The 22,250-nt window shown below is 65.2% G+C and carries 17 protein-coding genes; 4 read left to right on the forward strand and 13 right to left on the reverse strand.

The annotated features are described in order from the left end of the window. Position 1: 1 nt before the first annotated feature. Together QA639_RS31420 and QA639_RS31425 are read right to left on the reverse strand one after the other, a co-directional pair. Positions 2–241 carry a hypothetical protein gene (locus QA639_RS31420; protein WP_283087984.1) on the reverse strand — a complete coding sequence of 80 codons (240 nt, stop codon included), beginning with the start codon at positions 239–241 and terminating at the stop codon, positions 2–4. Between the two features lie 94 nt (positions 242–335). Then, positions 336–1,064: an alpha/beta fold hydrolase gene (locus tag QA639_RS31425; protein WP_283087985.1), complete on the reverse strand. Its 729-nt coding sequence runs from the start codon at positions 1,062–1,064 to the stop codon at positions 336–338. Positions 1,065–1,248: 184 nt separating this feature from the next. Here QA639_RS31425 and QA639_RS31430 point away from each other — a divergent pair, with 184 nt between their 5' ends. Continuing rightward, positions 1,249–1,992, forward strand: coding sequence for a sulfite exporter TauE/SafE family protein (locus QA639_RS31430; protein ID WP_283087986.1), 744 nt, complete (start codon positions 1,249–1,251; stop codon positions 1,990–1,992). A 64-nt stretch (positions 1,993–2,056) separates the two neighbouring features. Here the strand turns inward: QA639_RS31430 and QA639_RS31435 are convergent, their stop codons facing one another. From QA639_RS31435 to QA639_RS31450, 4 genes are all read right to left on the reverse strand, one after another. Further along, positions 2,057–3,856 (reverse strand): ABC transporter ATP-binding protein, encoded by a 1,800-nt coding sequence (locus QA639_RS31435; RefSeq protein ID WP_283087987.1) that lies wholly within the window; start codon positions 3,854–3,856, stop codon positions 2,057–2,059. Between the two features lie 518 nt (positions 3,857–4,374). Then, positions 4,375–4,908: an REP-associated tyrosine transposase gene (locus QA639_RS31440; protein ID WP_283087988.1), complete on the reverse strand. Its 534-nt coding sequence runs from the start codon at positions 4,906–4,908 to the stop codon at positions 4,375–4,377. A 426-nt stretch (positions 4,909–5,334) separates the two neighbouring features. After that, positions 5,335–6,924: a DHA2 family efflux MFS transporter permease subunit gene (locus QA639_RS31445; protein WP_283087989.1), complete on the reverse strand. Its 1,590-nt coding sequence runs from the start codon at positions 6,922–6,924 to the stop codon at positions 5,335–5,337. A gap of 47 nt (positions 6,925–6,971) precedes the next feature. Continuing rightward, positions 6,972–8,258, reverse strand: a complete 1,287-nt coding sequence (locus QA639_RS31450; RefSeq protein ID WP_283087990.1) for an HlyD family secretion protein — start codon at positions 8,256–8,258, stop codon at positions 6,972–6,974. Between the two features lie 187 nt (positions 8,259–8,445). Here QA639_RS31450 and QA639_RS31455 point away from each other — a divergent pair, with 187 nt between their 5' ends. Both QA639_RS31455 and QA639_RS31460 read left to right on the forward strand, forming a co-directional pair. Beyond that, positions 8,446–9,090: a TetR/AcrR family transcriptional regulator gene (locus QA639_RS31455; protein ID WP_283087991.1), complete on the forward strand. Its 645-nt coding sequence runs from the start codon at positions 8,446–8,448 to the stop codon at positions 9,088–9,090. Between the two features lie 233 nt (positions 9,091–9,323). After that, entirely contained in the window at positions 9,324–10,166 is an 843-nt protein-coding gene (locus QA639_RS31460) for a GNAT family N-acetyltransferase (RefSeq protein WP_283087992.1), read from the forward strand. Positions 10,167–10,583: 417 nt separating this feature from the next. Here the strand turns inward: QA639_RS31460 and QA639_RS31465 are convergent, their stop codons facing one another. The 3 genes from QA639_RS31465 to QA639_RS31475 form a co-directional block, all read right to left on the reverse strand. Further along, entirely contained in the window at positions 10,584–13,256 is a 2,673-nt protein-coding gene (locus QA639_RS31465) for a flavin-containing monooxygenase (protein ID WP_283087993.1), read from the reverse strand. 385 nt (positions 13,257–13,641) lie between these two features. Beyond that, the gene (locus QA639_RS31470) at positions 13,642–14,346 is read right to left on the reverse strand and encodes an SDR family oxidoreductase (protein ID WP_283087994.1); all 705 of its coding nucleotides are present in this window, start codon (positions 14,344–14,346) and stop codon (positions 13,642–13,644) included. A 147-nt stretch (positions 14,347–14,493) separates the two neighbouring features. Beyond that, positions 14,494–14,688, reverse strand: a complete 195-nt coding sequence (locus tag QA639_RS31475; RefSeq protein ID WP_038377246.1) for a hypothetical protein — start codon at positions 14,686–14,688, stop codon at positions 14,494–14,496. A gap of 248 nt (positions 14,689–14,936) precedes the next feature. Between QA639_RS31475 and QA639_RS31480 the strand changes: the two genes are divergently transcribed. Beyond that, a complete protein-coding gene (locus QA639_RS31480; protein ID WP_283087995.1) occupies positions 14,937–15,755 on the forward strand; it encodes an ABC transporter substrate-binding protein in 819 nt (272 codons plus the stop codon). Here the strand turns inward: QA639_RS31480 and QA639_RS31485 are convergent. The 4 genes from QA639_RS31485 to QA639_RS31500 form a co-directional block, all read right to left on the reverse strand. Then, entirely contained in the window at positions 15,729–16,427 is a 699-nt protein-coding gene (locus tag QA639_RS31485; protein ID WP_016845814.1) for an ABC transporter permease, read from the reverse strand. The genes QA639_RS31480 and QA639_RS31485 overlap by 27 nt on opposite strands. A gap of 75 nt (positions 16,428–16,502) precedes the next feature. Then, positions 16,503–16,880: a response regulator gene (locus QA639_RS31490; protein ID WP_016845813.1), complete on the reverse strand. Its 378-nt coding sequence runs from the start codon at positions 16,878–16,880 to the stop codon at positions 16,503–16,505. Positions 16,881–16,993: 113 nt separating this feature from the next. Continuing rightward, entirely contained in the window at positions 16,994–18,229 is a 1,236-nt protein-coding gene (locus tag QA639_RS31495) for an extensin-like domain-containing protein (RefSeq protein ID WP_028332576.1), read from the reverse strand. A 126-nt stretch (positions 18,230–18,355) separates the two neighbouring features. Further along, complete coding sequence (locus QA639_RS31500; RefSeq protein ID WP_283087996.1) at positions 18,356–21,979, reverse strand: autotransporter domain-containing protein; 3,624 nt, start codon at positions 21,977–21,979, stop codon at positions 18,356–18,358. Positions 21,980–22,250: the final 271 nt, after the last annotated feature.

Genomic DNA, 22,250 nt, shown 5'->3' on the forward strand with positions numbered 1-22,250 from the left:
ATCAAAAGCGGACATCAAGAAACTGCAGGCGGCGATGCAGGAAAAGGCCAGCGCCGACTGATCGCAGGGCATGCGCGGGCCGCGCCGCCTGGCGGAGGGCCCGCACCTGGTCCATCGCGCGTCTGCGGATATGACCGAACGAGAAGTTGCCTCCCATCATCAACGGCAGCTGAACAGCGCCGCCGGTGCGGAAGGCTTCGCCAATTCGCTCACCAGGAAATGATCGGGTGCATTTGCGCAATTGCGTTCGCCGTCGGTAACGCGGCGCTCGTAGATCTCGTCCGTGAAACGAGGATTTCCGTGCACGAGTACGATCTGGATCGCTAGATCTCCCCTCAGGAAACGATCTCCTGCAGGATCGCCATCAGCGCCTCCGGCGCGGTGACATTGGGCGAATGGCTGGCGTCGATCTCGAAATAGCGCCAGCCGGCTTCGTTCCTGATGCGCCGGGCGAACTGGCCGAACGTGTCGGCCTGCGTGGCGCGGGTGGCGTAGATATAGCTGCGCGGCAGGCTGGTTTCGCCGTGCTTCAACCGCAATTTCTGCTCGAAGCATTTGATCGGCATGTCGACGCGCCGCGCGCTCAGCCATGCGACGTCTGCGGGCGACGTGTCCGGCGGTACCGGCATCGGCGGAATACGCCAGCCGTCGCCGTCGCTCGCGAACTCACGCATGGTCTCGATGGCCGATTCGTTGAGATCGAACAGCGACTGGCCGTCGCGCGGCACGAAGGCGTCGATATAGATCATCTGCGCGATGCGCTCGCGCACCCGGTCGGCGACGCCGGTCGCGACCATGCCGCCATAGGAGTGCCCGATCAGCACGATGTCGCGCAGGTCCTCGCAACTGATGACGCTGAGCACATCCTGGATATGCGCCTCGAGGTCGAGTCCCTGATGCGCAAGATGCGCGCGCTCGCCAAGCCCGGTGTAGCTCGGCGTGACCAGCCGATGTCCAGCGGCCTGCATCAGGGGATGCATCTTCTTCCATGCCCAGCCTGCCGACCAGGCGCCGTGACAGACCAGAAAGGTTTTTTGCGAGTTCGCAGGCGAGCCTGAAGTCATGGGATGCTTCCGTTCCGATTATCGTTGATGAGCCGCGATTTTGAAGTGTACCCACGATGCACGTTGTGTAAACGTGCGGTCGCTCCCTCCCTTTGTCATTCTGGGATGGTCCGAAGGACCAGACCCGGAATCTCGAGATTCCGGGTTCGATGCTGCGCATCGCCCTGACGACTGAAAGGCCTCGATGATCCCGGCAAGCTACGCGATCCTGTTCTTCGGCGCGCTTGCCGGCGGTTTCGTCTCCGGCCTTGCCGGCTTCGGCACCGCGCTGATGGCGCTCGGCATCTGGCTTTATGTGCTGCCGCCGACGCTCGCGGTGCCGCTGGTGCTGGTCTGCTCGGTCATCGCGCAGCTCTCGACCTTGCCGTCGATCTGGAAGAGCATCGATTTCCGTCTGGTCTGGCCGTTCGTCATCGCAGGCCTCGCCGGCGTACCGATCGGCATCCTGCTGATCGCGCGGGCCGACCCCGAGGTTTTCAAGCTGACGATCGGCGTCTTCCTGCTGGTGTTTCCGACCGCGTTGTTCCTGCAGCGCAAGCCGATGTCGATCGCCTTCGGCGGCAAATGGGCCGATGGCGCGATCGGATTTGCCGGCGGCATCCTCGGCGGCCTCGCCGGACTGTCCGGCCCGCTGCCGATCCTGTGGGCCAGCGTGCGCGGCTGGGGCAAGCAGCAGCGCCGCGGCGTGTTCCAGATCTTCAACTTCACGATCCTGGCCGCCGCGCTTTGCGTGCAGATCGCAAGCGGCCTGGTGAAGCCCGAGCTGATCTGGCTGGTGGCGTGCGCGTTTCCGGGGACGCTGCTCGGCGCCTGGTTCGGCGCGCGGCTCTATCATGCGCTCAGCGACCGCAACTTCTCCGACGTCGTGCTGCTGCTGCTGTTCCTGTCCGGCGTCGCGCTGGTGTGGAACGGGCTGGCGCCGAAATAGCGCGGGCGCTGCGAGAGCGCCGGTTCTGATCCAATCAGATCCGACGCTCCAGCCATGCGCCATCTCACTCCGCCGCGGCCTGGCCGAACTCGGTCGCCTGACGCTCGAACAGGCCGCGATAGATGCCGCCGGGACGCGCGGCCAGCACCTCATGCGTGCCGTGCTCGACGATCTCGCCGCGGTCGAACACCAGGATGCGATCCATGCTGCGCACGGTCGACAGCCGATGTGCGATCACGATCGAGGTGCGGCCCTTCATCAGCCGTTCCATCGCCTGCTGGATCAGCGCCTCGGACTCCGAATCGAGGCTCGAGGTCGCCTCGTCCAGGATCAGGATCGGCGCATCCGCCAGGAAGGCGCGCGCCAGCGCCACGCGCTGCCGCTCGCCGCCCGACAGCTTGACGCCGCGCTCGCCCACCAGCGTGCCGTAACCCTTCGGCAGCCGCATGATGAAGTCGTGCGCATTGGCAAGCCGCGCCGCCTGTTCGATCGCCTCCATGCTGGCGCCCGGCCGGCCATAGGCGATGTTCTCCGCCAGCGTGCGGTGGAACAGGATCGGCTCCTGCTGCACGATCGCGATCTGGCTGCGCAGCGATTGCTGCGTCGCCCTGGCGATGTCCTGACCGTCGATCAGGATCCGGCCGCCGGAGACGTCGTAGAGCCGCTGCACCAGCTTGACGAAGGTCGTCTTGCCGGAGCCGGAGCGCCCGACCAGGCCGACGCGCTCGCCGGCATCAATGTCGACCGACAGCCCGTCATACAGCGGCCGGCGATGGCCGCCATAGTGAAACGTGACGTCGTCGAACACGATGCGGCCGCCCTGGATGTCGATCGTCCCGGCATCATCCGCATCGACAATGCCGAGCGGCTCGCCATGGATCTGCACCAGTTCCTCCATGTCGTTCACCGAACGCTGCAGGTTGTTGATGTGCATGCCGACATCGCGCAGATAGGCGTGGATGATGTAGTAGCTGGTCAGCACATAGGTGACGTCGCCCGGCGTGGCGCGGCCCTGCGCCCACAGCAGGATCGCACCGCCGATCACCGAGGCACGGAAACACAGCAGCACCACGAGCTGCGCCGTCGAGGTGTGGTTGTAGCGGAACCAGGTCCGCCGCACCCGTCGGCGCCAGCGGCTGATGACGCCGTCGAGCCGCATGTCCTCGCGCGTCTCCGCGCCGAACGACTTCACCACCGCGTTGCAGGTCAAGGCGTCGGCCAGCGTGCCGCCGACCTTGGTGTCCCACGCATTGGAAACGCGCGCGGCAGGCGCGACGTAGCGCACCTGGAACACCATCGTCATCGCGACATAGATCACCGAGCCGACCGCGATCACCGCGCCGAGCTGCGGCCAATGCACGCCGAGCAGGATCATCGAGCCGACCAGCACCACGACCGACGGGAGCAGCGCCATCAGGATGGTGTCGTTCAGCAAATCGAGCGCCCACATGCCGCGCGTGATCTTGCGCACGGTGGAGCCGGCGAACGAATTGGCGTGCCAGTCGGTCGAGAAGCGCTGCACCCGCATGAAGGACTGCTGCCCGACATCGGACATCGTCTTCAGCGTGAACGGCACGATGGTCTGGATCCCGACCAGCCGCAGCACCAGCGACAGCGCGCCGAGGCCGACGATGGCGCCGAACGCCAGCATTGCCGCGTGGCGCGCGGCGGCATCGGTGGCGCCCGCGGTCAGCGCGTCGACCAGATGGCCGGAAAACACCGGCATGAACAGGTCGGCCGCGGTCGCGCCGAGGAATCCCGCCGTCACCGCGGAGGCACGCAGCGGCTGTTGCAGCCAATGGCGGAACACAAAGGGAAGCACGATCCGGATCGCGGCCGGTCGCTTGGTCGTCAGAGAGGGCATGGCACGTTCCGGCCACGCCTTTGCAGCGCGTGCCGGCTCCATCTGAGGCGACGTGCGGGCGGAATCCGACCGCGAGCGCCGCTGGAAATTGTCGATAAAGTGTTGGGAAGTTTTGCTGATCGGGGATCAGGCCCGATCAGCGCCGGGAGCTAACGCCTGAACGCGTTCAGCACCGTCGAACGCGGGCGCGCGATCTGCGAAATAAGCGACTTCATGCACATCTCCCCGGTTCGAGTAAAGAAGCGCTGCTTATAAATGCATCACGCGCGGTTGGCAAGGTAACATCGGCGTGAGTGCGTCAATGTGTCGGCGACGTCAGCTATTCACGCGACCGGGCGCAGCCCCCGCGCCGATGCGATGCGCTCAGCCCCGCGACAACGGCACACGTTTGTAGTTCGTAGCCCGGATGAGCGAAGCGATATCCGGGAGCCCTGGTTGCGATCATCGGATCTGGTCAGCACGCTCCCCGCATGTCGCTTCGCTCATGCGGGCTACGAATAACGATCCACCAACTCTCGTCACTCAGGACGTTCGCCAAAACTTCCGCCTTCTCCCACGTCGCCCGCCCAATCGACTGGCAGCACACCCTCCCTCACATAGCGATGAAACGAGGAATGTGGCCAGTCGCACACGCGCCGGACCAAGGCATGCTTGACGGGATTGAAATGGATGTAATCAACGTGCCGCGCGAAATCATCTTCATCACGGATTGTGTGCTCCCAAAACCGCCGCTGCCAAAGCGCCAGATCACCATTCGATCGACGCTTCAGCTCTATCGAGGCAGCAAGCAACCGGCTGCTGAAGTGTCCTTTGATCCGACGCCAACGACCTGCAAAATCGGAATCGCCTTGCGGCAGTGTAAGGATCGCGTGGAGGTGATCGGGGAGCACCACCACTGCGTCGACTGAGAACGGACGTTCGCGACGGGCGGTACCGAACGCATCCCGCAACTCCGTGATATGATCCACGAATAAGCCGGATCTCCGATCATCGAGCGTGACCGTGAAAAAGAATGTGCCGCCTGAGATGAAGTTGCGTCGATATCTGACCATGCCCCATGTCCCGCAGCATTGCCGCATATCGATTCGCTCGTACGGGCTACGATGCTGGAATATTGCAGATTAGCAGACGCTTGCGTCAATACAGATCAGCGCCTGGGATCTCGAAGCTTCGTAGCCCGGATGAGCGAAGCGATATCCGGGGCCGGGTCACGTTCAGTGATGAACTGCTGAGATCGGTCCCGCATGTCGCTTCGCTCATGCGGGCTACCATGTCGGCATATTGCAGATTTGCACGTGGAAGCGTCAACACACATCCACGCCCACAGCGCGAAGGTCTGCACTTCGTAGCCGGATGAGCGGAGCGACATCCGGGGTCGTTGCTTATCGCTCGATATAATCACGGATCTGGATCAGCGACCGTCCCGCATGTCGCTTCGCTCATGCGGGCTACAACGGCAGTGCGCGAAGGCGGTGCGCTCAATGCGCGTCGCCGCCGCTCTCGGTCATCGACGGCGGCTTGTTGACGAACAGCACCAGAAGGCTGAGCGCGACATAGAACAGCGACAGCATGAAGAAGGCGTCGCCATAGCCCATCACCGCGGCCTGGCGATGCACGATCTGCGAGAGCTGCTTCATCGCCATGATGGCGGAATCGCCCATGCCCTGCATGCGCTGGGTGAACATGTTGAGGGTCTCGACCGCGGTCGTGTTGCCCCAGGTCACGCGGTCATGCAGCCGCGAGATGTGCAGATCGGTGCGGTCGTTGAGCACCTCGTTGATGACGGCGAGCCCGACCGCGCCGCCGAGGTTGCGCATCAGGTTGAACAGGCCGGAGGCGTTCTTGACGCGATCCTGCGGCAACGTCGCGAGCGCGATGTTGTTGGTCGGCACCATCGCGCACATCATGCCGATGCCGCGCAGGATCTGCGGCAGCAGCAGCTCGTAGAAATCATAGTCGCGGGTGATCCAGGTCATCTGCCAGGAGCCGAGCGCGAAGGTCACGAGGCCGAAGGCGATGATGTAGCGCAGATCGACCTTCTGCATCAGCCGGCCGACCACCGGCGCCATGAAGAACATGGTGACGCCGGAGACGAACATGGTCTCGCCGATCATCAGCGCGCTGTAGCCGCGGACCTCGGCGAGATAGCGCGGATAGACATAAGTCAGGCCATAGAGCCCGATGCCGATGCAGAACTGCAGCACGCAGCCGACCGCGAAGTTGCGATTGGAGAAGGCGTAGAGATCCACGATCGGCTCCTCCGCGGTCAAGACGCGCCAGAAGAACGCGACCGCCGAGACGAAGCCGACCGCGGCGCAGACCGCGACCGAGGTGTCCTGCAGCCACTCGTATTGCGGACCCTCCTCCAGCACATATTCGAGCGAGCCGAGGAAGCCGCCCATGAAGATCAGGCCCCACCAGTCGAAGCGCTCGAGCAGCGCGAAGTTCGGCTGGTCGAAATCGACCAGCGCCAGCACGCCCGCTGTGATGATGACGCCAGGTACGATGTTGATGAAGAACAGCCAGTGCCACGACATCAGGTCGGTGATGTAGCCGCCGACCGTCGGGCCAACGGTCGGCGCAAGCGTTGCGACGAGGCCGATGATCGGCGCCACGATGTGGAACTTGGTGCGCGGGAAGATCGTGTAGGCCGAGGCGAACACCGTCGGGATCATGCCGGCGCCGAGAAAACCCTGCAGCGCGCGCCACAGGATCATCTGCTCGATCGAGGAGGCGAAGCCGCAGAGCAGGCTCGAGGCGGTGAAGCCGAACGCCGAGATCGCGAACAACAGCCGCGTGCCGAGCGCGCGCGACAGGAACCCGGACAAGGGAATCGCGATCACTTCGGCGATCAGATAGGCGGTCTGCACCCACGACACTTCGGTCGAACTCGCCGACAGGCCGGCCTGGATCTCGGACAACGAGGCCGACACGATCTGGATGTCCAGGATCGACATGAACATGCCGAACACCATGATGATGAAGGCAACCAGCCGCTTCGGCTGGATGCGCTCGGACTCCGGGGCGCCGGTCATCATCGAGGGCGAAGCAGTGGTCGTATCAGCCATGGGCTCATCGGCTCCGAGCCTCGGACTCTGTCCGAAGCTTCAAGACATCACTGCGGATGGATCATCGTCGGCGCGTCGAGATCGGTTTCGGCGTCGGCATCGGCCGCGCCCTCGCGGGTGTCGACCGTGGTGTAGACCGACATGCCCGCGCGCAAGAGGCCCTGCTTGGCGACGCTGGCAGGCACGCGGATGCGGACCGGCAGGCGCTGCACGATCTTGGTGAAGTTGCCGGTGGCGTTGTCCGGCGGCAGCAAGGTGAACACCGAGCCCGCCGCCGGCGAAATGCTGTCGACGAGGCCGGTGAACTTGCGGAAGCCGTAGGCGTCGACCTTGATCGTCACCCGCTGCCCGGTGCGGATGCGCTTGAGCTGGGTCTCTTTATAGTTGGCGTCGATGTAGACGCCGTCGAGCGGCACCACATTGCCGAGCCGCTGACCGACATTGATATAGTCGCCGGTGTTCACCAGGCGGTTGGAGAAGGTGCCGTCGACCGGCGCGCGGACATTGGTGAATTCGAGATCGCGCTCGGCCTTGGCGAGCTGGGTCTGCAATTCGGCGAGCTGGGCGCGGGCCTCGGCCTGCTGCGCCTTGGTCACCTCGACATTGTCCTTGGCCGCATCATAGGCCGCCTGCGCGGACCGCACGCTGGCCGCGCCCTGATCGCGGCCGGCCTCCGAGACTTCAAACGTGGCACGCGAGGCAAAACCCTTGGTGCTGAGCGCCTGCTGCCGGTCGAAATCGAGATCGGCGCGCTTCAGTCCGGCCTGGGCGGACACCAGCTGGGCCTGCGCCTGCTCGACCGAACTCGCCGCCGCCGCAACCTGGCGGCCGATGCGCTCGATCGTCGCCTGCTGGGTCGCGATCCGTGTGCGGGCGGCGTCGACCGCGATACGGTAGTCGCCGTCATCGATCCGGAAGATCACGTCGCCTGCGCGCACCAGCGCGTTGTCGCCGGGCAGGATCGCCGCGATATGGCCCGCGACGCGCGCGCCGAGCATGGAGTTGTTGGCGCGGACATAGGCATCGTCGGTCGAGACGTAGAAGCGCCCGACCATCAGGTAATAGGCGGCATAGCCCGCGGCGGCGAGCGCGAGCAGGCCGACCACGCCCATCATCACGAATTTGCGCTTGCCGGATTTCGGCGCTGCCGCCGCAGCGGGCGAAGCCGCGGGCTGCTCCGGCGCAGACGCGGGCGGCGCCTCCGCGGGACGCCTGGCTTCATCAGCACGGCCCTGCTCGCCGAGATCGGCGGATGCATCGCGCGCGATCGCGTCCTCGGCCATCTCAGGCTCCGAACGAACAATGCGTGCAGCCTGATCCCGTGCTGCGGCCATAGCCGAGGCTCCCCACAAAAATCTTGACGCGCGCGACGGCAGAATAAGGGCCGTGCGGCGCATCGTCACTCCCAAGATACCATTGACCGAACGGTTCGGTCAATCTATATTCTCGCCTCTAGATTATAAGGCTTCGATTCTACCCTTTCCTACTTTGGGTTGAGTTCTTTCCCGAGAAGCTAAATCAATGGTTGCAGCGCCCCGAACCTCCCTCCTGTCCGTCGGCGAGGAGGAATCGTCGAAACGCCGCCAGATCCTGGACGGCGCCCGTAAGGTGTTCCTGGAGCTCGGCTTTGACGGCGCGAGCATGGGCGAGATCGCGCGCGCTGCCGGCGTCTCCAAGGGCACGCTCTACGTCTATTTCCCCGACAAGGCCGGGCTGTTCGCGGCGATCGTCGAGGAAGAGAAGCTCGAGCAGGGCAAGGTCGCCTTCAATTTCGATCCGGCGCGCGACGTCGACATCACCCTCCACGAATTCGGCCGCGCCTATGTCGCGGTGTTGTGCCGGCCCGGCGGCGGCTCGGCGATCCGCACCGTGATGGCGATCGCCGAGCGGATGCCCGAGCTCGGCAGCCGGTTCTACACCCACGTCATCGCCCACACCGTCGACCGCTTTGCCGCTTATCTCGAGGCACGCGCCGCGCTCGGCGAGCTCGTGATCGACGACTACCAGCTCGCGGCCTGGCAGTTCATGCAGATGTGCCAGGCGACGCTGTTCCAGGCGTTCATCTTCCAGGCCAGGCCGTCGCCCTCGCCAGAGCGGATCGCAACCGTCGTCGACAGCGCGACGCGCGTGTTCTTCGCGGCGTACCGGCCGAAGGCCGATCGATAAGGTCGATTGCGCGTCACTCTATCCGCGTGATTGCGAGCCACCCGGTCGGCGCGAAGCGCCGCCGGATGACAGGCTCCGCGAAGCAATCCATTTCTCCGCTTGCGGGTCGATGGATTGCTTCGCCGCTTCAGCGCAAAATTGCCTCGCAATTTCGTCGCGAACTCCTCGCAATGACGACGAGACATTGGTGCGCTATCATCGCGCTTGCGGCGACAATGCGAGAACGCTTATCCATGAATGACCTCGGCATCCGGCATATGCGACCTGACGAGATCGCGCTCGCGGTGGATTGGGCCGCGGCGGAGGGATGGAATCCCGGTCTCGCCGATGCGCCCTGCTTTGCCGCCGAGGACCCGCAGGGCTTCTTCATCGGCGAGCTCGATGGCGAGCCTGCCGCAGTGATCTCCTGCGTCAATTACGGCGCGCAGTTCGCCTTCCTCGGCTTCTACATCGTGCGTCCGGATCTGCGCGGCCGCGGCCATGGCCTGAAGATCTGGAATGCGGCCATCGCGCATGCGCGCCCACGCGTGATCGGGCTCGACGGCGTGGTGGCGCAGCAGGCGAACTACCAGAAGTCCGGCTTCGCGCTCGCTTACGCCAATGTGCGCTATGGCGGCACTGTCGCCGCACCATCCGCGCCGAGCGACGGCACCGTCGCGCTGACCGATCTGCCGATGGCGCTGATCGAGGCCGATGACGCCACGGTGTTTCCCGCACCGCGACCGGCCTTCCTGCGCGCCTGGATCAACACGTCAGGACATGTCGGGCGCGCGCTGATGCGCGACGGCAAGCTGGCCGGCTGGGGCGTGATCCGTCCCTGCCGGAGCGGCCGCAAGATCGGTCCGCTCATTGCCGATGACCGTGCCGGCGCCGAGGCCGTTCTCGCGGCATTGCTCGCGAGCGCGGGCAGCGGCGAGGTCTTCCTCGATGTCCCCGCGGTCAACCGCGACGCCGTCGCGCTGGCGCAAGGCCTCGGGCGGTCGCAGGTGTTCGAGACCGCGCGGATGTATACCGGCACGATCCCGCCATTGCGGATCGATCGCGTGTTCGGCGTCACGACGTTCGAGCTCGGTTAGCGCGAGATGTCGCCAGGTTGAAAGGTCTCGCGGCAGACTGCTGCACCTCCCCCGCTTGCGAGCAGGGGCAATCGCATTTGGGCTCGATAGCTCCACAAACTCGTCATGCCCGGCCTTGTGCCGGGCATCCACGTCTTGGTTTCCACGAAAGACGTCGATGGCCGGGACAAGCCCGGCCATGACGGCGCGGAAACACCGGTGCTAGAGCCATAGGCCCGTGGGGCGAGTCGTGCGCTTTTGCGATTTCGGAATGTTAGAAATATATCCGTGAGTTGCCCGGCGTGTCAAGTGGCTCGGTCGAACGCCCGCCACCGCCGGCTCCTTTGCATGGGGTTGTTTTCGATATTTTCGCAACGCGCCCCCCCCCGCAAGTGCCCGCAAGCGGGAGAGGGAGCGCGGCTGCAATTCGAACCCGATCTAGTTCGCCGCTGCGTTGACCTCCGGCGTAGCGACGTTGTCCTGCTCGACCTCCTCGGGCAGGCCGGCGAAGCGCCGCAGCGCCTTCGCCATCTTCACGCGGCCGGCAACGCCGGTGATGATGACGTCGACCATCACGAACGACGAGTGGAAGTGACCCTGCGCCTTGAGCTGCTCGACCTTGACGCCGGCCTTGGCGAGCGCGTCGCCATAGGCGATGCCCTCGTCGCGCAACGGATCGAACTCGCTGGTCGCGATGAATGCGGGCGGCAGGCCTTCGAGCTTGCCGCGCAGCGGCGCGACGCGCGGGTCGGTGCGATCGGCCGGCGAGCAGTACAGGTCCCAGAACCAGTACATCAGCCCGCGGGTCAGGAAATAGCCGGTCGCGTTGTCGACATAGGACGGCCGGTCGAATGTGGAATCGGTGACCGGACAGATCAGGAGCTGGCCCGCGATCTCGGGCCCGCCGCGATCGCGCGCGAGCTGGCAGGTGACGGCCGCGATGTTGCCGCCGGCACTCCAGCCCGCGACCAGCAGCGGCCCTGCCCTGCCGCCGAGTTCGGCGCTATGGGCCGCGATCCAGCGCGTCGCGGCAAAACCGTCCTCGGCCGCGGCCGGGAAGCGATGTTCGGGCGCGTGGCGATAGCCGACGCTGACGACGATCATGCCGGTGCGCCGGCACAGGTCGCGGCAGAACGGATCGTCGGACATCTCGTCGCCGAGCACCCAGCCGCCGCCGTGGAAATACACCACGATCGGATGCGGCCCCGGCGTCGCCGGCCGGTAGAGCTTGTACGGCAGCGGACCGTCCGCCCCCTGCAGCATGCCGCTGCCGACCTCGCCGACCGGGCGGCCAAAGGGACGGCCCTTGTTGAACTCGGTGAGAAAGTCGCGTGCGCCCTGCGCCCCCATCGTCTCGAGCGGCGGCAGGTTCATCTCGCCGAGCAGGTTCAGCACCAGCCGCACATCCGGCTGCAAGCGCACGATCTCGCCGTCATTGCATTGCTCGGCAACGCCGGGACCCGAGAGCTTGAAGCCGAGCATGCCGCGGCCGACCACCTCGTTGCAGATGCTGCGATACGGGCCGACGCCGCCCGTATAGGGCATCACGCCCTGCGGCTTACCGGGCACGTTGGCGCCCGTGTACCAGGTGTTGGCGAGCCGGTGCAGCGTCAGCGTCGCGCAGTCGGCCATGTGCCGTTCCCAGCCGGTCTGCGCGGTCTCGGTCGCTTCCATCGTGGTGAAGCCGGCGTCGCGCAGCGCGGCGATCCGCTCCACCACCCAATCGACATGCTGCTCGATCGAGACAGCCATGTTCGACAGCACCGACGGGCTGCCGGGACCGGTGATCATGAACAGATTGGGGAAGCCCGCGACGGTGACGCCGAGATAGGTCTGCGGTCCGTGCGCCCAGACATCCGATAGCGACTTGCCGCCGCGGCCGGAGATCGGATGCACCGCCATGATCGCGCCGGTCATCGCGTCGAAGCCGGTGGCAAACACGATGACGTCGACGTCGAACTTGCGTCCGTTGGTGAAAATGCCGCTGGCGGTGATCCCCTTGATCGGCTCCTGCCGCAGATTCACCAGCGTCACGTTCGGACGGTTGTAGGTCGCGTAGTAGTTGGTATCGAGACAGGGACGCTTGGCGCCGAACGGATGATCATGCGGGGCCAGCGCCGCCGCCGTCTCCGGATCCTTGACCACAGCGCCGATCTTCTCGCGGATCAGATCGGCAACCAGTCTGTTGCCGTCGACATCGACCGCCTGGTCGGCCCAGAGCTGGGTCAGGATGTGGACGAGGTCGCCCGCCGCCCACGCCTTCTCGAACCGCTCGCGGCGCTCGGCATCGCTCAACTGCCAGCTCACCACGGTCTGCTGCGGATAGGGCACGCCGGCCATCGACCAGCGCGCCTGCTCGCGATAGGCGGCGCGGTCGCCCTCGAAATAGGTCTTGCGATCCTCCGGCGCCGGGCCGTTGCCCGCAGGCAGCGCGAAGTTCGGGGTGCGCTGGAACACGGTGAGTTGCGCGGCCTGCTCGGCGATCAAAGGAATCGACTGAATGCCCGACGATCCGGTGCCGATCACGGCAACGCGCTTGCCCTTGAGATCGACGCCCTGATGCGGCCAGCGGCCGGTGAAATAGATCTCGCCCTTGAAGTCCTTGACGCCGTCGATCTCCGGCGGCTTCGGCGAGGACAGACAGCCGGTCGCCATGATGTAGTAGCGGCACGAGACGTCGGCGCCGTTGTTGGTCGAGATCTGCCAGCGCGAGGTCGCATCATTCCAGGTCGCCTGCGTCACCTTGGTGCCGAACCTGATGTCGCGGCGCAGATCGTAGCGGTCGGCGACGAAGCCGAGATAGCGCAGGATTTCCGGCTGGGTCGCGTATTTCTCCGACCAGGTCCAGGCCTGATCGAGCTCGGGATCGAAGGTGTAGCTGTAGTCGATGGTCTGGATGTCGCAGCGCGCGCCGGGATAACGATTCCAGTACCAGGTGCCGCCGACGTCGGCGCCCTCTTCGAGCGCGACCGCCGAGAAGCCCGCCTTGCGCAACCGATGCAGCAAGTACAGTCCGGCGAAGCCGGCGCCGACCACCGCAACGTCGACCTGTTGCGTGGTTCCGCTCTGCGTGGAGTCTGAAGCGCGTGCTGCAACTGCTGCGTCTGGCATGCCATTCCTCCCGTATGTTTTGATTTGACGGAAGGCTAGCCTCGAGCCTTCAGTTTGTCATCACGACAAACGCAATCAGAGGTCGCCGCAATTGTGACGCCCGCGGCCTGGAGCGCGCCGCGCAGCGCATAGACGCAAGTGGTGACGTAAGTTGTGGCGACGCAGCGGGTACGAACGGCGCCGCACACTTTGATGTCGTCCCGGCGAAAGCCGGGACCCATACTCCGCGGCGGATGTTGTGGACGGGACTCGTCGTTCCATCGACGCGCAACGATGACTATCGGTGGTTATGGGTCCCGGCTTTCGCCGGGACGACAGCGAACATCTGGTGCCGCTTGTGAGTCACAAGCTCACTTGCCTTGAAGATGACGGTTTACCAGTTGCCTCAAATCGACCGCGTCAGGCCGCCATCGACGCGGATGTTCTGGCCGGTGATGTAGCCCGCGCCGTCGGAGACGAGGAAGCTGATGGTGGCGGCGATTTCTTCCGCCTTGCCGTAGCGCTTCATCGGCACGCTGTCGCGGCGCTCGTCGGTTGCCGGCAGGCTGTCGATCCAGCCCGGCAGCACGTTGTTCATGCGCACATTGCTGGCGGCGTAGCTGTCGGTGAACAGTTTGGTGAACGCGGCGAGCCCGGCGCGGAACACCGCCGAGGTCGGAAACATCGCGCTCGGCTCGAACGCCCAGGCGGTGGAGATGTTGACGATCGCGCCCGACTTCTGCGCCTGCATGTGAGGCGCGACGAGACGCGTCGGGCGGATCACGTTCATCAGATAGACGTCGAGACCGGTGTGCCACTGCTCGTCGGTCAGTTCGAGCACACCCGCGCGCGGGCCGTGGCCGGCGCTGTTGACCAGCGCATCGATGCGGCCCCAGCGCGCCATCACGCCGTCGACGGCGCTTTTCAGATCATCGTTGGAACGGTTCGAGCCGGTGAAGCCGAGGCCGCCGAGCTCCTTCGCCAGCGCCTCGCCCTTGCCCGACGACGACAGGATCGCAACGCGGAAACCGTCGGCCGCGAGGCGCCGCGCCGCCGCCGCTCCCATGCCGCTGCCGCCCGCGGTGACGAGCGCGACCTTCTCCAAAGCCATGACCGATATCCCTGTTGATGACCAAGCTGACGCTATTGTTTGAGCATGATTCTTTCGGAAAACCGCTTCGCACTTTTCCGGATCATGCTCCATGTCTATCATCAGAGATTGCGCGGCGCGACACCCGGCCTGCCGCGCAGTGTCGCACTACTTCCGGAACACCTGCTTCGAGCAGGCGTCGAACCTGGCGACGGGCCGGTCCATCTGCCACAGCTCGATATCATGGCCGTCCACAAGACGGCCGGCCGAGGTAATGGCCTGATCGTCGTCGCTGCAATCCATGTTGACCACGCCGATGGATCGGCTGTGCCGTCCGACGATATAAGCGCGATAGGTCGTCATCTTTGCCTCCAGGGAGCCCTGCTGGCGAGCTTGTTCGTCGGGAAAATGGACCGGTGGACATATGAATTCGAGGGGCCATACCGCAGCATGATGTAAGGATGGAATAAGTGTCGCCAGATCATGGGCGATCGCGCGGCGCGAGATCCGGCCTGCTGCGCGGTGTCGCAGGCGCGGCGCTATCCGCCCGCTTTGCGTCACGGGATCAATTGGGGCATGGTGACCGCCGTCCTTTATCAAGTGTTGACCACATGACATCCCTCCTTCGACACCTCGTCATCGCCGCCGTGCTGCTGTTCGCCGGCCCCGCGCTCGCGCAGACCCGGTCCATCACCGTCGCCTCGACGACATCGACCGAACAGTCCGGCCTGTTCGGCTATCTGCTGCCGCGGTTCTCGGAGGCCTCGGGCATTACCGTGAAGGTGGTCGCGGTCGGCACCGGACAGGCGCTCGACATCGGACGGCGCGGCGATGCCGATGTCGTGTTCGTGCATGATCGCGTGGCCGAAGAGAAGTTCCTGGCCGAGGGCTTTGCGACCAAACGCTATGACGTGATGTACAACGATTTCGTCATCGTCGGCCCGAAGGCCGATCCGGCGCATATCGCCGGCGACAAGGATGTCGCGGATGCCCTGCGCAAGATCGCCGCGACCAGTTCGGCCTTCATCTCGCGCGGCGACCGCTCCGGCACGCACGAGGCCGAGCTACGACTCTGGAAAGCTGCCGGCGTCGATCTCGGCTCAGCGAAGGGCCAGTGGTATCGCGAGATCGGCCAGGGCATGGGTCCGGCGCTCAACATGGCATCCGCGTCGAATGCCTATGTGCTGTCCGACCGCGGCACCTGGCTGTCGTTCAAGAACCGCGGCGAGCTCGCCGTGCTGACCGAAGGCGACCGGCGGCTGTTCAACCAGTACGGCGTGATGCTGGTCAATCCGGCCAAGCACCCGACGGTGAAGGCCGCGGACGGCCAGGCCTTCATCGACTGGCTGGTCTCGCAGGCCGGGCAGTCGGCCATCGCCGGCTACAAGGTCGGCGGCGAGCAGCTATTTTTCCCCAACGCCGCGCACTAGCAGAAACGCGATCGTGCTGACGCTCACGCTCAGCGCAAGCAGGATCACGCCGAGCCCGAGGCCGAGCGCCAGCTCGCCCTTGCTGGTCTCGAGCGCAATCGCGGTCGTCATCGTTCGCGTATAGCCGCTGATATTGCCGCCCACGATGATGATGGCGCCGACCTCCGCGATGGCGCGGCCGAAGGCGGCGAGGAACGCGGTGAGCAGCGAGGCGCGGCCAAGCGAGAACACCAGCGCAAGGCTGCGCAGGCGCGACAGGCCGTCGGTGCGGATCAAGTCGGCATATTCCGCCCACAGCAGCGCGACCGGGCGATGCACCAGCGCAACCACGATCGGCGTCGCCAGGATGACCTGCGCCACCACCATCGCCGTCGGCGTGAACAACAGCCCGGCGAAGCCCAGCGGTCCGGATCGCGACAGCAGGAGATAAAGCCCGAGGCCGACCACGACCGGCGGCAGGCCGAGACAGGCATTGGCGAGCACGATCACCACCTGCCGTCCGCGAAACCTCGATATCGCAAGCCAGCCGCCGATCGGCGCGCCGATCAGAAGCGCGAGCAGGCTCGCCAGCAGGCTGACCCGCAACGACAATGCGACGATCCCAAGCAGGACCGGATCGCGACCGGCTATCAGGGAAGCTGCCGCCGTGATCGACTGTGCGAAGTCATTCATGCCGGCCTGGAAGACACGTTTGCCCCGTACAACCTCCGGATCGCCGGTTTCGCGGCGGCGATCAATCGCTGCGGCCTATGCGGCATTCTCAAGCAGCTTCGCCACGGCCGCAACCAGTTCATCGGGCGAGAACGGCTTGTTGAGCAACACACTGTCCGGCACGCCCCTGGTCGGCCACTCATCGCCGCCGCCGCCGGTGATGTAGAGCACCGGGAATGACGGATCGATCTCGCGGGCGCCGCGCGCCACACGCCAGCCGTCGAGCCGGCCGAGCAGGCGAATGTCGGTGACCAGTGCTGAGTATTTGGTGCGGAACGCCTTCAGCAGCGTCAGGGCTTCCTCGCCCGAACCTGCGATCGCCGGCTCATAGCCGCCGTCCCTCAGGGCGTCCTCCACCATCATCTGAAGATCACGATCGTCTTCGATGACGAGAATGATCGGCGCGTCTTGCAAAGCTATCCCCCAAACAATCAGCCGGGTGCGCCCGACTCAGCGAGCATATGCAACAAAAGTGGCTACCGTTTGCACGGTGTCACCCAGTAAAAATACGGGTATCAGACGCGTCCCTATTCGTCGGCGAATTCGTCTTCTTCGTTGACCCCCGCTTTACCGCGCGGGGCCGGCTTTCTGCCGCCGAGCGATCCTGTGACATAAGGTTCGCGCGTTGCATAGGGGTTACGGCCGCCGGCACGCGCCGCGACCTCTTCGCCCGAGACGGCGGCGGGCTGACAGATCAGGCGCCGGCTGGCCCGGCGCATCAGGTCCACATGGATGTGGTCGTAGTGATAGACGTTGGACCCCGGCGCCAGCACCGTGGTGAATTGCTGGCAGGCGGCGGCCTGGACATCGCGCAGAAAGCCCTGCTCTTCCGGCAGGCCCTTCCAGCCATCCTTCACGGTGATACGGCGCCCGTCGGCCAGCGTGAAGGCTGCGATGTCGAGCGCGTTGCCGAAGGCGTGCTCGGAAATATGCGCGTGCGAGTTGCCGTTCATACCGCGGCAGGAATAGGCCGAGATCTGCTTGATCTCGACGACGCGCGCGCCGAACCAGCGCTGCGCCGCCGGCTGCACGGAATCGGCGAGCCAGCGCTCGAGCACCGAGACGATCGGACACGCCAGCGTTGCCGCCGGCTTCACTGCGACGGGGCCGACCGTCACCACCGGATTGCCGCTCGAGGGACCGAGCCGCGGCGGCGGTGGCGCGCCGGGCGGCTGCTGGGAATACGGCGCCGGTGAATAGGGCGCGGCCGCGCTGTCGCGCTGCGTATTGGATGGCAGGCCCGGATAATAAGGTCGCTCGCCCCTGGCGTCGGGCGAGCCTTCCGATGGCAAATCGATCTCGTCCTGCTGTGGCGGAACGCCGGGCGCCGACAGCGAGACCGGCCCATTCTGACGGCCGCCATAGCTCGGCTCGTTGCCATAGCTCGGCTGGCCGACGGCCTGATTGGAATATGGCGCCTGCGCTTGCGGCGGAGACGGCTGGCGGTTGATCGGCCACCGCGGCTGGTTGCCGACCGATGCCGGCGGCCGCAGGCTGTCGTCGGCAAATCCGTAAGCCGAACTGGCTTCACCGAGCGCGGCGACCTTGAGCGGGAACTCGGCGCCGCAAACGCCGGGACCGGAGATCGGATCAATGCGGACGAGGTCGGCGCTCTCCTTGACCGCGCCCGACTTCAGGCATGCGGCCTCGGCCTCGGCCCGCCACGGTTCGCGCTCGGCGGTCTGAAACAGACCGCGGCCGCAACCAGCCAGCGATACAAGGACAAGGGAGCCGACGAGATACAAACGAACTCCACGCGTCATGGCGCGGAGGTTCTGCGAATTTGATTAAAGACTCTTCAACGCATTTCGATGCGTTGTTTTCAGCTGTCCTTAACCATGCGGCGGAACCCGGCAGGGCGACACGCGCCCTGCCGAGAATGATCGCCATCACCACGTGTAGCGAACGACACCCTTGCCGCCATAGGACGACGTGACGTCGGAGAACTCGCCTTCGAAGGTGAGCGCCGCCGACCAGCCGCTGGTCCAGTTCATCGCCGCGCTCGCGGTGGTGAGCACCGCATCGCTCGCCGGCGCCGCGCCGTTGACCACGAAGGACGCGCCCGGCAGCGTCTGGAATGTCGCGGCAACGCTGCGATCGGTGTTGTAGTCGTGCGCCCAGGCAAGTCGGCCGCGCAGGCTGAGGATGCCATCCTGCAACGCGATCGAGCGATCGCTGCGGACGCCGAGTTCGCTGCGCGTGGCGGTGACAGTCTTGGCGCCATAGGCCGTCGCGAACGCGCTCGATCCCGACAGCACCTGCTCGGCATAGGACGGCAGATCGTAGGTCGTGAACTGTCCGGCGACATAGGGCGTCAGCGCCAGCGACCACGGCGTGATGAAGCGATAGCCGCCTTCGATCCGGCCCGACAGCGCATTGGCGTTGAATTGCGCGCGCAGCCGGTCGATGCCGGCGATCGTCACCGTGCGATCGGTGGTGACGTCCTGCCAGCCATAGGCCAGCGCACCCAGCAGATAGGCCGGCCCGAATCCATGACGGATGAAGGCGCCGGCCTGGAACAGGTCGGAGCGTCCGCCGCCGAGTGCATTGGCCACGGTGAAATTGGTGCCGCCGCCGGCGAGTGCAAAGCCGGCAATCGTGTCGGGCGAGATCCGGTAGTCGGCGCCGACGGCCACACCGAAAATGCGGCTCGTCGTCGAATTCGATCCGACGGCGGTGCCGCCATCAGTGCTCTGCCCGCCACCGAAGCCCGCCGCCCAGACGCTCCAGCGCTGCTCGAACGTCTGCTGCAGCGGCGGCGCCTTCCGATAGATGGCGGCATAGGCGTCGCGCGCGCCATTCGCACGCGACATGCCGGTCGATGCGTAGCTCATGGTGTCACCAGCGAATAGCGGCGTGCCGCCATTTGCAGGCACGCCGCCGCGCCCTTCGGTGAAGGGATCCGTCATGACGCCGAGGAACATGTTCATGGCGTCGAACGTGGTCTGCTGCGAGCCGGTGCCGAGTTCGCCCGACGCCTGTGTCAGCCCGGCCGGCGTCAGCGCGCCGAACGCGGCGGAAATGCTGCCGCTGCTGTTGAAGGCGTTGCTGATCGCATTGCCGACAGCGGCCTGATTGCCGTTGAGCTTGGCGGTTGCAGCAAAATTCAGCGCCAGATTGAGATAGACGTTGTTGGCGTCGTAGCTCAGGCTGGAGATGAAGTTCGATGGCAAATTGCTGTTGACCGGCCCGGCAAAATGGCCGCTGACACCGCCGGCCGCGTTGAGGATGGTGTACTGCTTCTGGAACGTGGTGCCGGTGAAGGACGCGCTGACCGTGGCGCCGCCGAGCGTTGCCGCACCTGTCACGTTGGTGCGATCGGACGCCGCGGCCGACACTTCGACCAGATAGGTCGATGCTGCGGTGAAGGTCAGGCTGCCCTGCACCGTGAGCGTGCCGATCGAATTGCCCGGCGACAGCGTGCCGCCATTGACCAGGACATTGCCGACGCTGCCATTGCCGCCGAGCGTGCCGCCGGCATTGACGGTCACGGCATTGCCAAGCGAGCCATTGACCAGCAGCGTCGCGCCAGAGCCGATGTTGGCGCCGTTCTGGTAGCTCTGCGCGTCGGTCACGGTCCAGACGCCGCCCTGCACGTTGAGCACCTCGAAATTGATCACATTCGAGAGCGTGCCCGAGCCCGGCCCGAACAGGTTGAGCGTGTCGGTACCGACGCCGCCATCGATCCGGCCGGTGATGGTCGAGCCGCCATAGAGATTGAGCGTGTCGTCGCCGCCTTCCATGCTGATCGCGCGCCCGGTATTGCCGATGATGGTGCCGTAGTTCGACAGCACGTCGGCGCCCTCCCCGGTCTGGATCGCCGCGCCGTCGCCCCGGATGAAGCGGGTCGAACCGGTACCGGTGTAGGTCACGCCGTTCAGCGTACCGACCGAGCCGGTATCGGGCGTGCCGTTCTGCAGCAGCGTGACGCCGTTGGGATCGGGCATCGTGCCGTTGCCGATGATGGTGCCGTAGTTGACGATCCTGTCGTTGTCGACGGCGGCATTGCCGGTCTTGTTCTCGGAGCGGATCGCGTAGCTGTTGTTGCCGACGATGGTGGCGCCGGCATAGTTGATCAGGTCGAGCGCCGCCGATCCGCTGCGCGAATGGTCCGGATTTGAATCGTTGTTGACGACGATGCCCGCCGCGGCGCCGCTGATGGTGCCGTAGTTGCGGATGGTGCCGCCGCCGATCGCAAGGCCTTCGCTGTTGTTGAAGCGGCCGCCGTCATCGGCGCCGGTCGCGCCGGTGCCCTGCACGATGCCGTAATTGGTCAGCGTCAGGACATTGTCGATATCGATGCCGTCGCCATCGCTGCGCGTCGACACGCCGTCGATCGCCCCGGTAATGGTGCCGTAATTGGTGACGATGGCATTGCCGCCGCCGACGCCCGCACCGTTGCGGCCGATGATGGTTGCGCCGGCAAAATTGTTGACCGTGATGGTGCCGGCATCGCCCGCGGTGCCGTTCTTGGCACCCGAGATCAGGCCGCCGGCATAGTTGTTGACGGTGCCGTTGTGGCCGCCCTGAAGATCGATCGCATCGGCGCTGGGCCGGCCGGTTGCGGGATCGATCGTGCCATTGGCGATGATCTGGCCGTAATTGTCGATCGTGAAGTTTTCGCCCGGACGGATCGCGTCCGCATTGGCCGCGGTGATCAGGCCGGTCGCGCGGTTGGTGATGTGGACGCTCGCGGCGGTCGAGGTGAGATTGTCGAAGTCGATCGCCTGGCCGGTCGCCGATTTGATGGTGCCGGCATTGTCGACCGAGAACCTGGCCGCGGTCGTGCTGTTGCTGCCCGACGCGCCGTTGATCTGGATGGCGTCGTCCGCCGACTGGATCGTCGCGCCCGCATTGTTGACGACCGACAGCGAGATCACGTTGTTGAGATTGGTGGTGGCGCGGATCGCGCGAGACCCTGCCGTATTGGTCGCGTCGATCAGGCCGGAATTTGTGATCGTGGTGGTTCCGCCGCCGATCCGCATCACGTCGCTGCCTGATGACTTGATGGTGCCGCCGCTCCGGTTGGTGATCGAGAACACGGTGGTGTTCGACGTCGCGTTGACGAAGTCGAAGACGCGGCCGTTGCCCGTCGACTGGATGGTGCCGGCATTGTCGACGGTGACCGACCCGCTGCTCAGGCCGCCATTGATCCGGAATGCATCATTGGACGCGGTGAAGAGCGCGCCGGCATTGTTGATCAGCGTGAGATTGCCGTTGATGGCGCTGCTCGAGGTGTCGATGCCGCGCGACGTCGCCGAGATGGTGCCGTTGTTGGTGATGACGACGCCGGGCGACGACAGGCCGGTGATCCAGGTGATCGCGGTGCCCGTCACCGACAGGCTGCTGCCGGCGGCGACCGAGCCGGTATCATTGTTGGAGACGGTCTGCGCCGTCGTGCTGTTGGGAGGAGTGCTGAAGCTTGCGGCCAGTGCCGGACAGGAGAACCCCAAGGAAGTCGCAGAAATAGCCAGCGCAAGCCGGCTTGCGCGGCTCAGAAACTCAGATTTCACGTAACGCCCCCAGGTACTTATTACCGGGGTAGAGCCCCGGTCATTCCGGCGGCAATCTGGGTATGGTTTGTGACAGGCGCACAACAAATGACGATGCTGCCTTGCGGCGCAACGACACAGGGAGCAACCGACGGACATCCAAGCGGTACTGCTATCGGCGTCCGGAACCGGCACCGCCGCTGAATATATTTGCGGCGCGTCAACGCCTTGATTCGGCGGCCATTTGAGCCGCATCGCAACGCGGCATTGCCGCGAATCGCGAGCCTGACAA

Origin of the sequence: Bradyrhizobium pachyrhizi, assembly GCF_029714545.1 — a bacterium.
Taxonomy (GTDB): domain Bacteria; phylum Pseudomonadota; class Alphaproteobacteria; order Rhizobiales; family Xanthobacteraceae; genus Bradyrhizobium; species Bradyrhizobium pachyrhizi.

Excerpts from the sequence above, each read along its gene's own strand:
- QA639_RS31425 (WP_283087985.1), bottom strand. The coding sequence starts at position 1,064 with ATGACTTCAGGCTCGCCTGCGAACTCGCAAAAAACCTTTCTGGTCTGT.
- QA639_RS31455 (WP_283087991.1), top strand. The coding sequence starts at position 8,446 with ATGGTTGCAGCGCCCCGAACCTCCCTCCTGTCCGTCGGCGAGGAGGAA.
- QA639_RS31440 (WP_283087988.1), bottom strand. The coding sequence starts at position 4,908 with ATGGTCAGATATCGACGCAACTTCATCTCAGGCGGCACATTCTTTTTC.
- QA639_RS31475 (WP_038377246.1), bottom strand. The coding sequence starts at position 14,688 with ATGACGACCTATCGCGCTTATATCGTCGGACGGCACAGCCGATCCATC.
- QA639_RS31495 (WP_028332576.1), bottom strand. The coding sequence starts at position 18,229 with ATGACGCGTGGAGTTCGTTTGTATCTCGTCGGCTCCCTTGTCCTTGTA.
- QA639_RS31450 (WP_283087990.1), bottom strand. The coding sequence starts at position 8,258 with ATGGCCGCAGCACGGGATCAGGCTGCACGCATTGTTCGTTCGGAGCCT.
- QA639_RS31445 (WP_283087989.1), bottom strand. The coding sequence starts at position 6,924 with ATGGCTGATACGACCACTGCTTCGCCCTCGATGATGACCGGCGCCCCG.
- QA639_RS31485 (WP_016845814.1), bottom strand. The coding sequence starts at position 16,427 with ATGAATGACTTCGCACAGTCGATCACGGCGGCAGCTTCCCTGATAGCC.
- QA639_RS31480 (WP_283087995.1), top strand. The coding sequence starts at position 14,937 with ATGACATCCCTCCTTCGACACCTCGTCATCGCCGCCGTGCTGCTGTTC.
- QA639_RS31460 (WP_283087992.1), top strand. The coding sequence starts at position 9,324 with ATGAATGACCTCGGCATCCGGCATATGCGACCTGACGAGATCGCGCTC.
- QA639_RS31430 (WP_283087986.1), top strand. The coding sequence starts at position 1,249 with ATGATCCCGGCAAGCTACGCGATCCTGTTCTTCGGCGCGCTTGCCGGC.
- QA639_RS31435 (WP_283087987.1), bottom strand. The coding sequence starts at position 3,856 with ATGCCCTCTCTGACGACCAAGCGACCGGCCGCGATCCGGATCGTGCTT.
- QA639_RS31470 (WP_283087994.1), bottom strand. The coding sequence starts at position 14,346 with ATGGCTTTGGAGAAGGTCGCGCTCGTCACCGCGGGCGGCAGCGGCATG.
- QA639_RS31465 (WP_283087993.1), bottom strand. The coding sequence starts at position 13,256 with ATGCCAGACGCAGCAGTTGCAGCACGCGCTTCAGACTCCACGCAGAGC.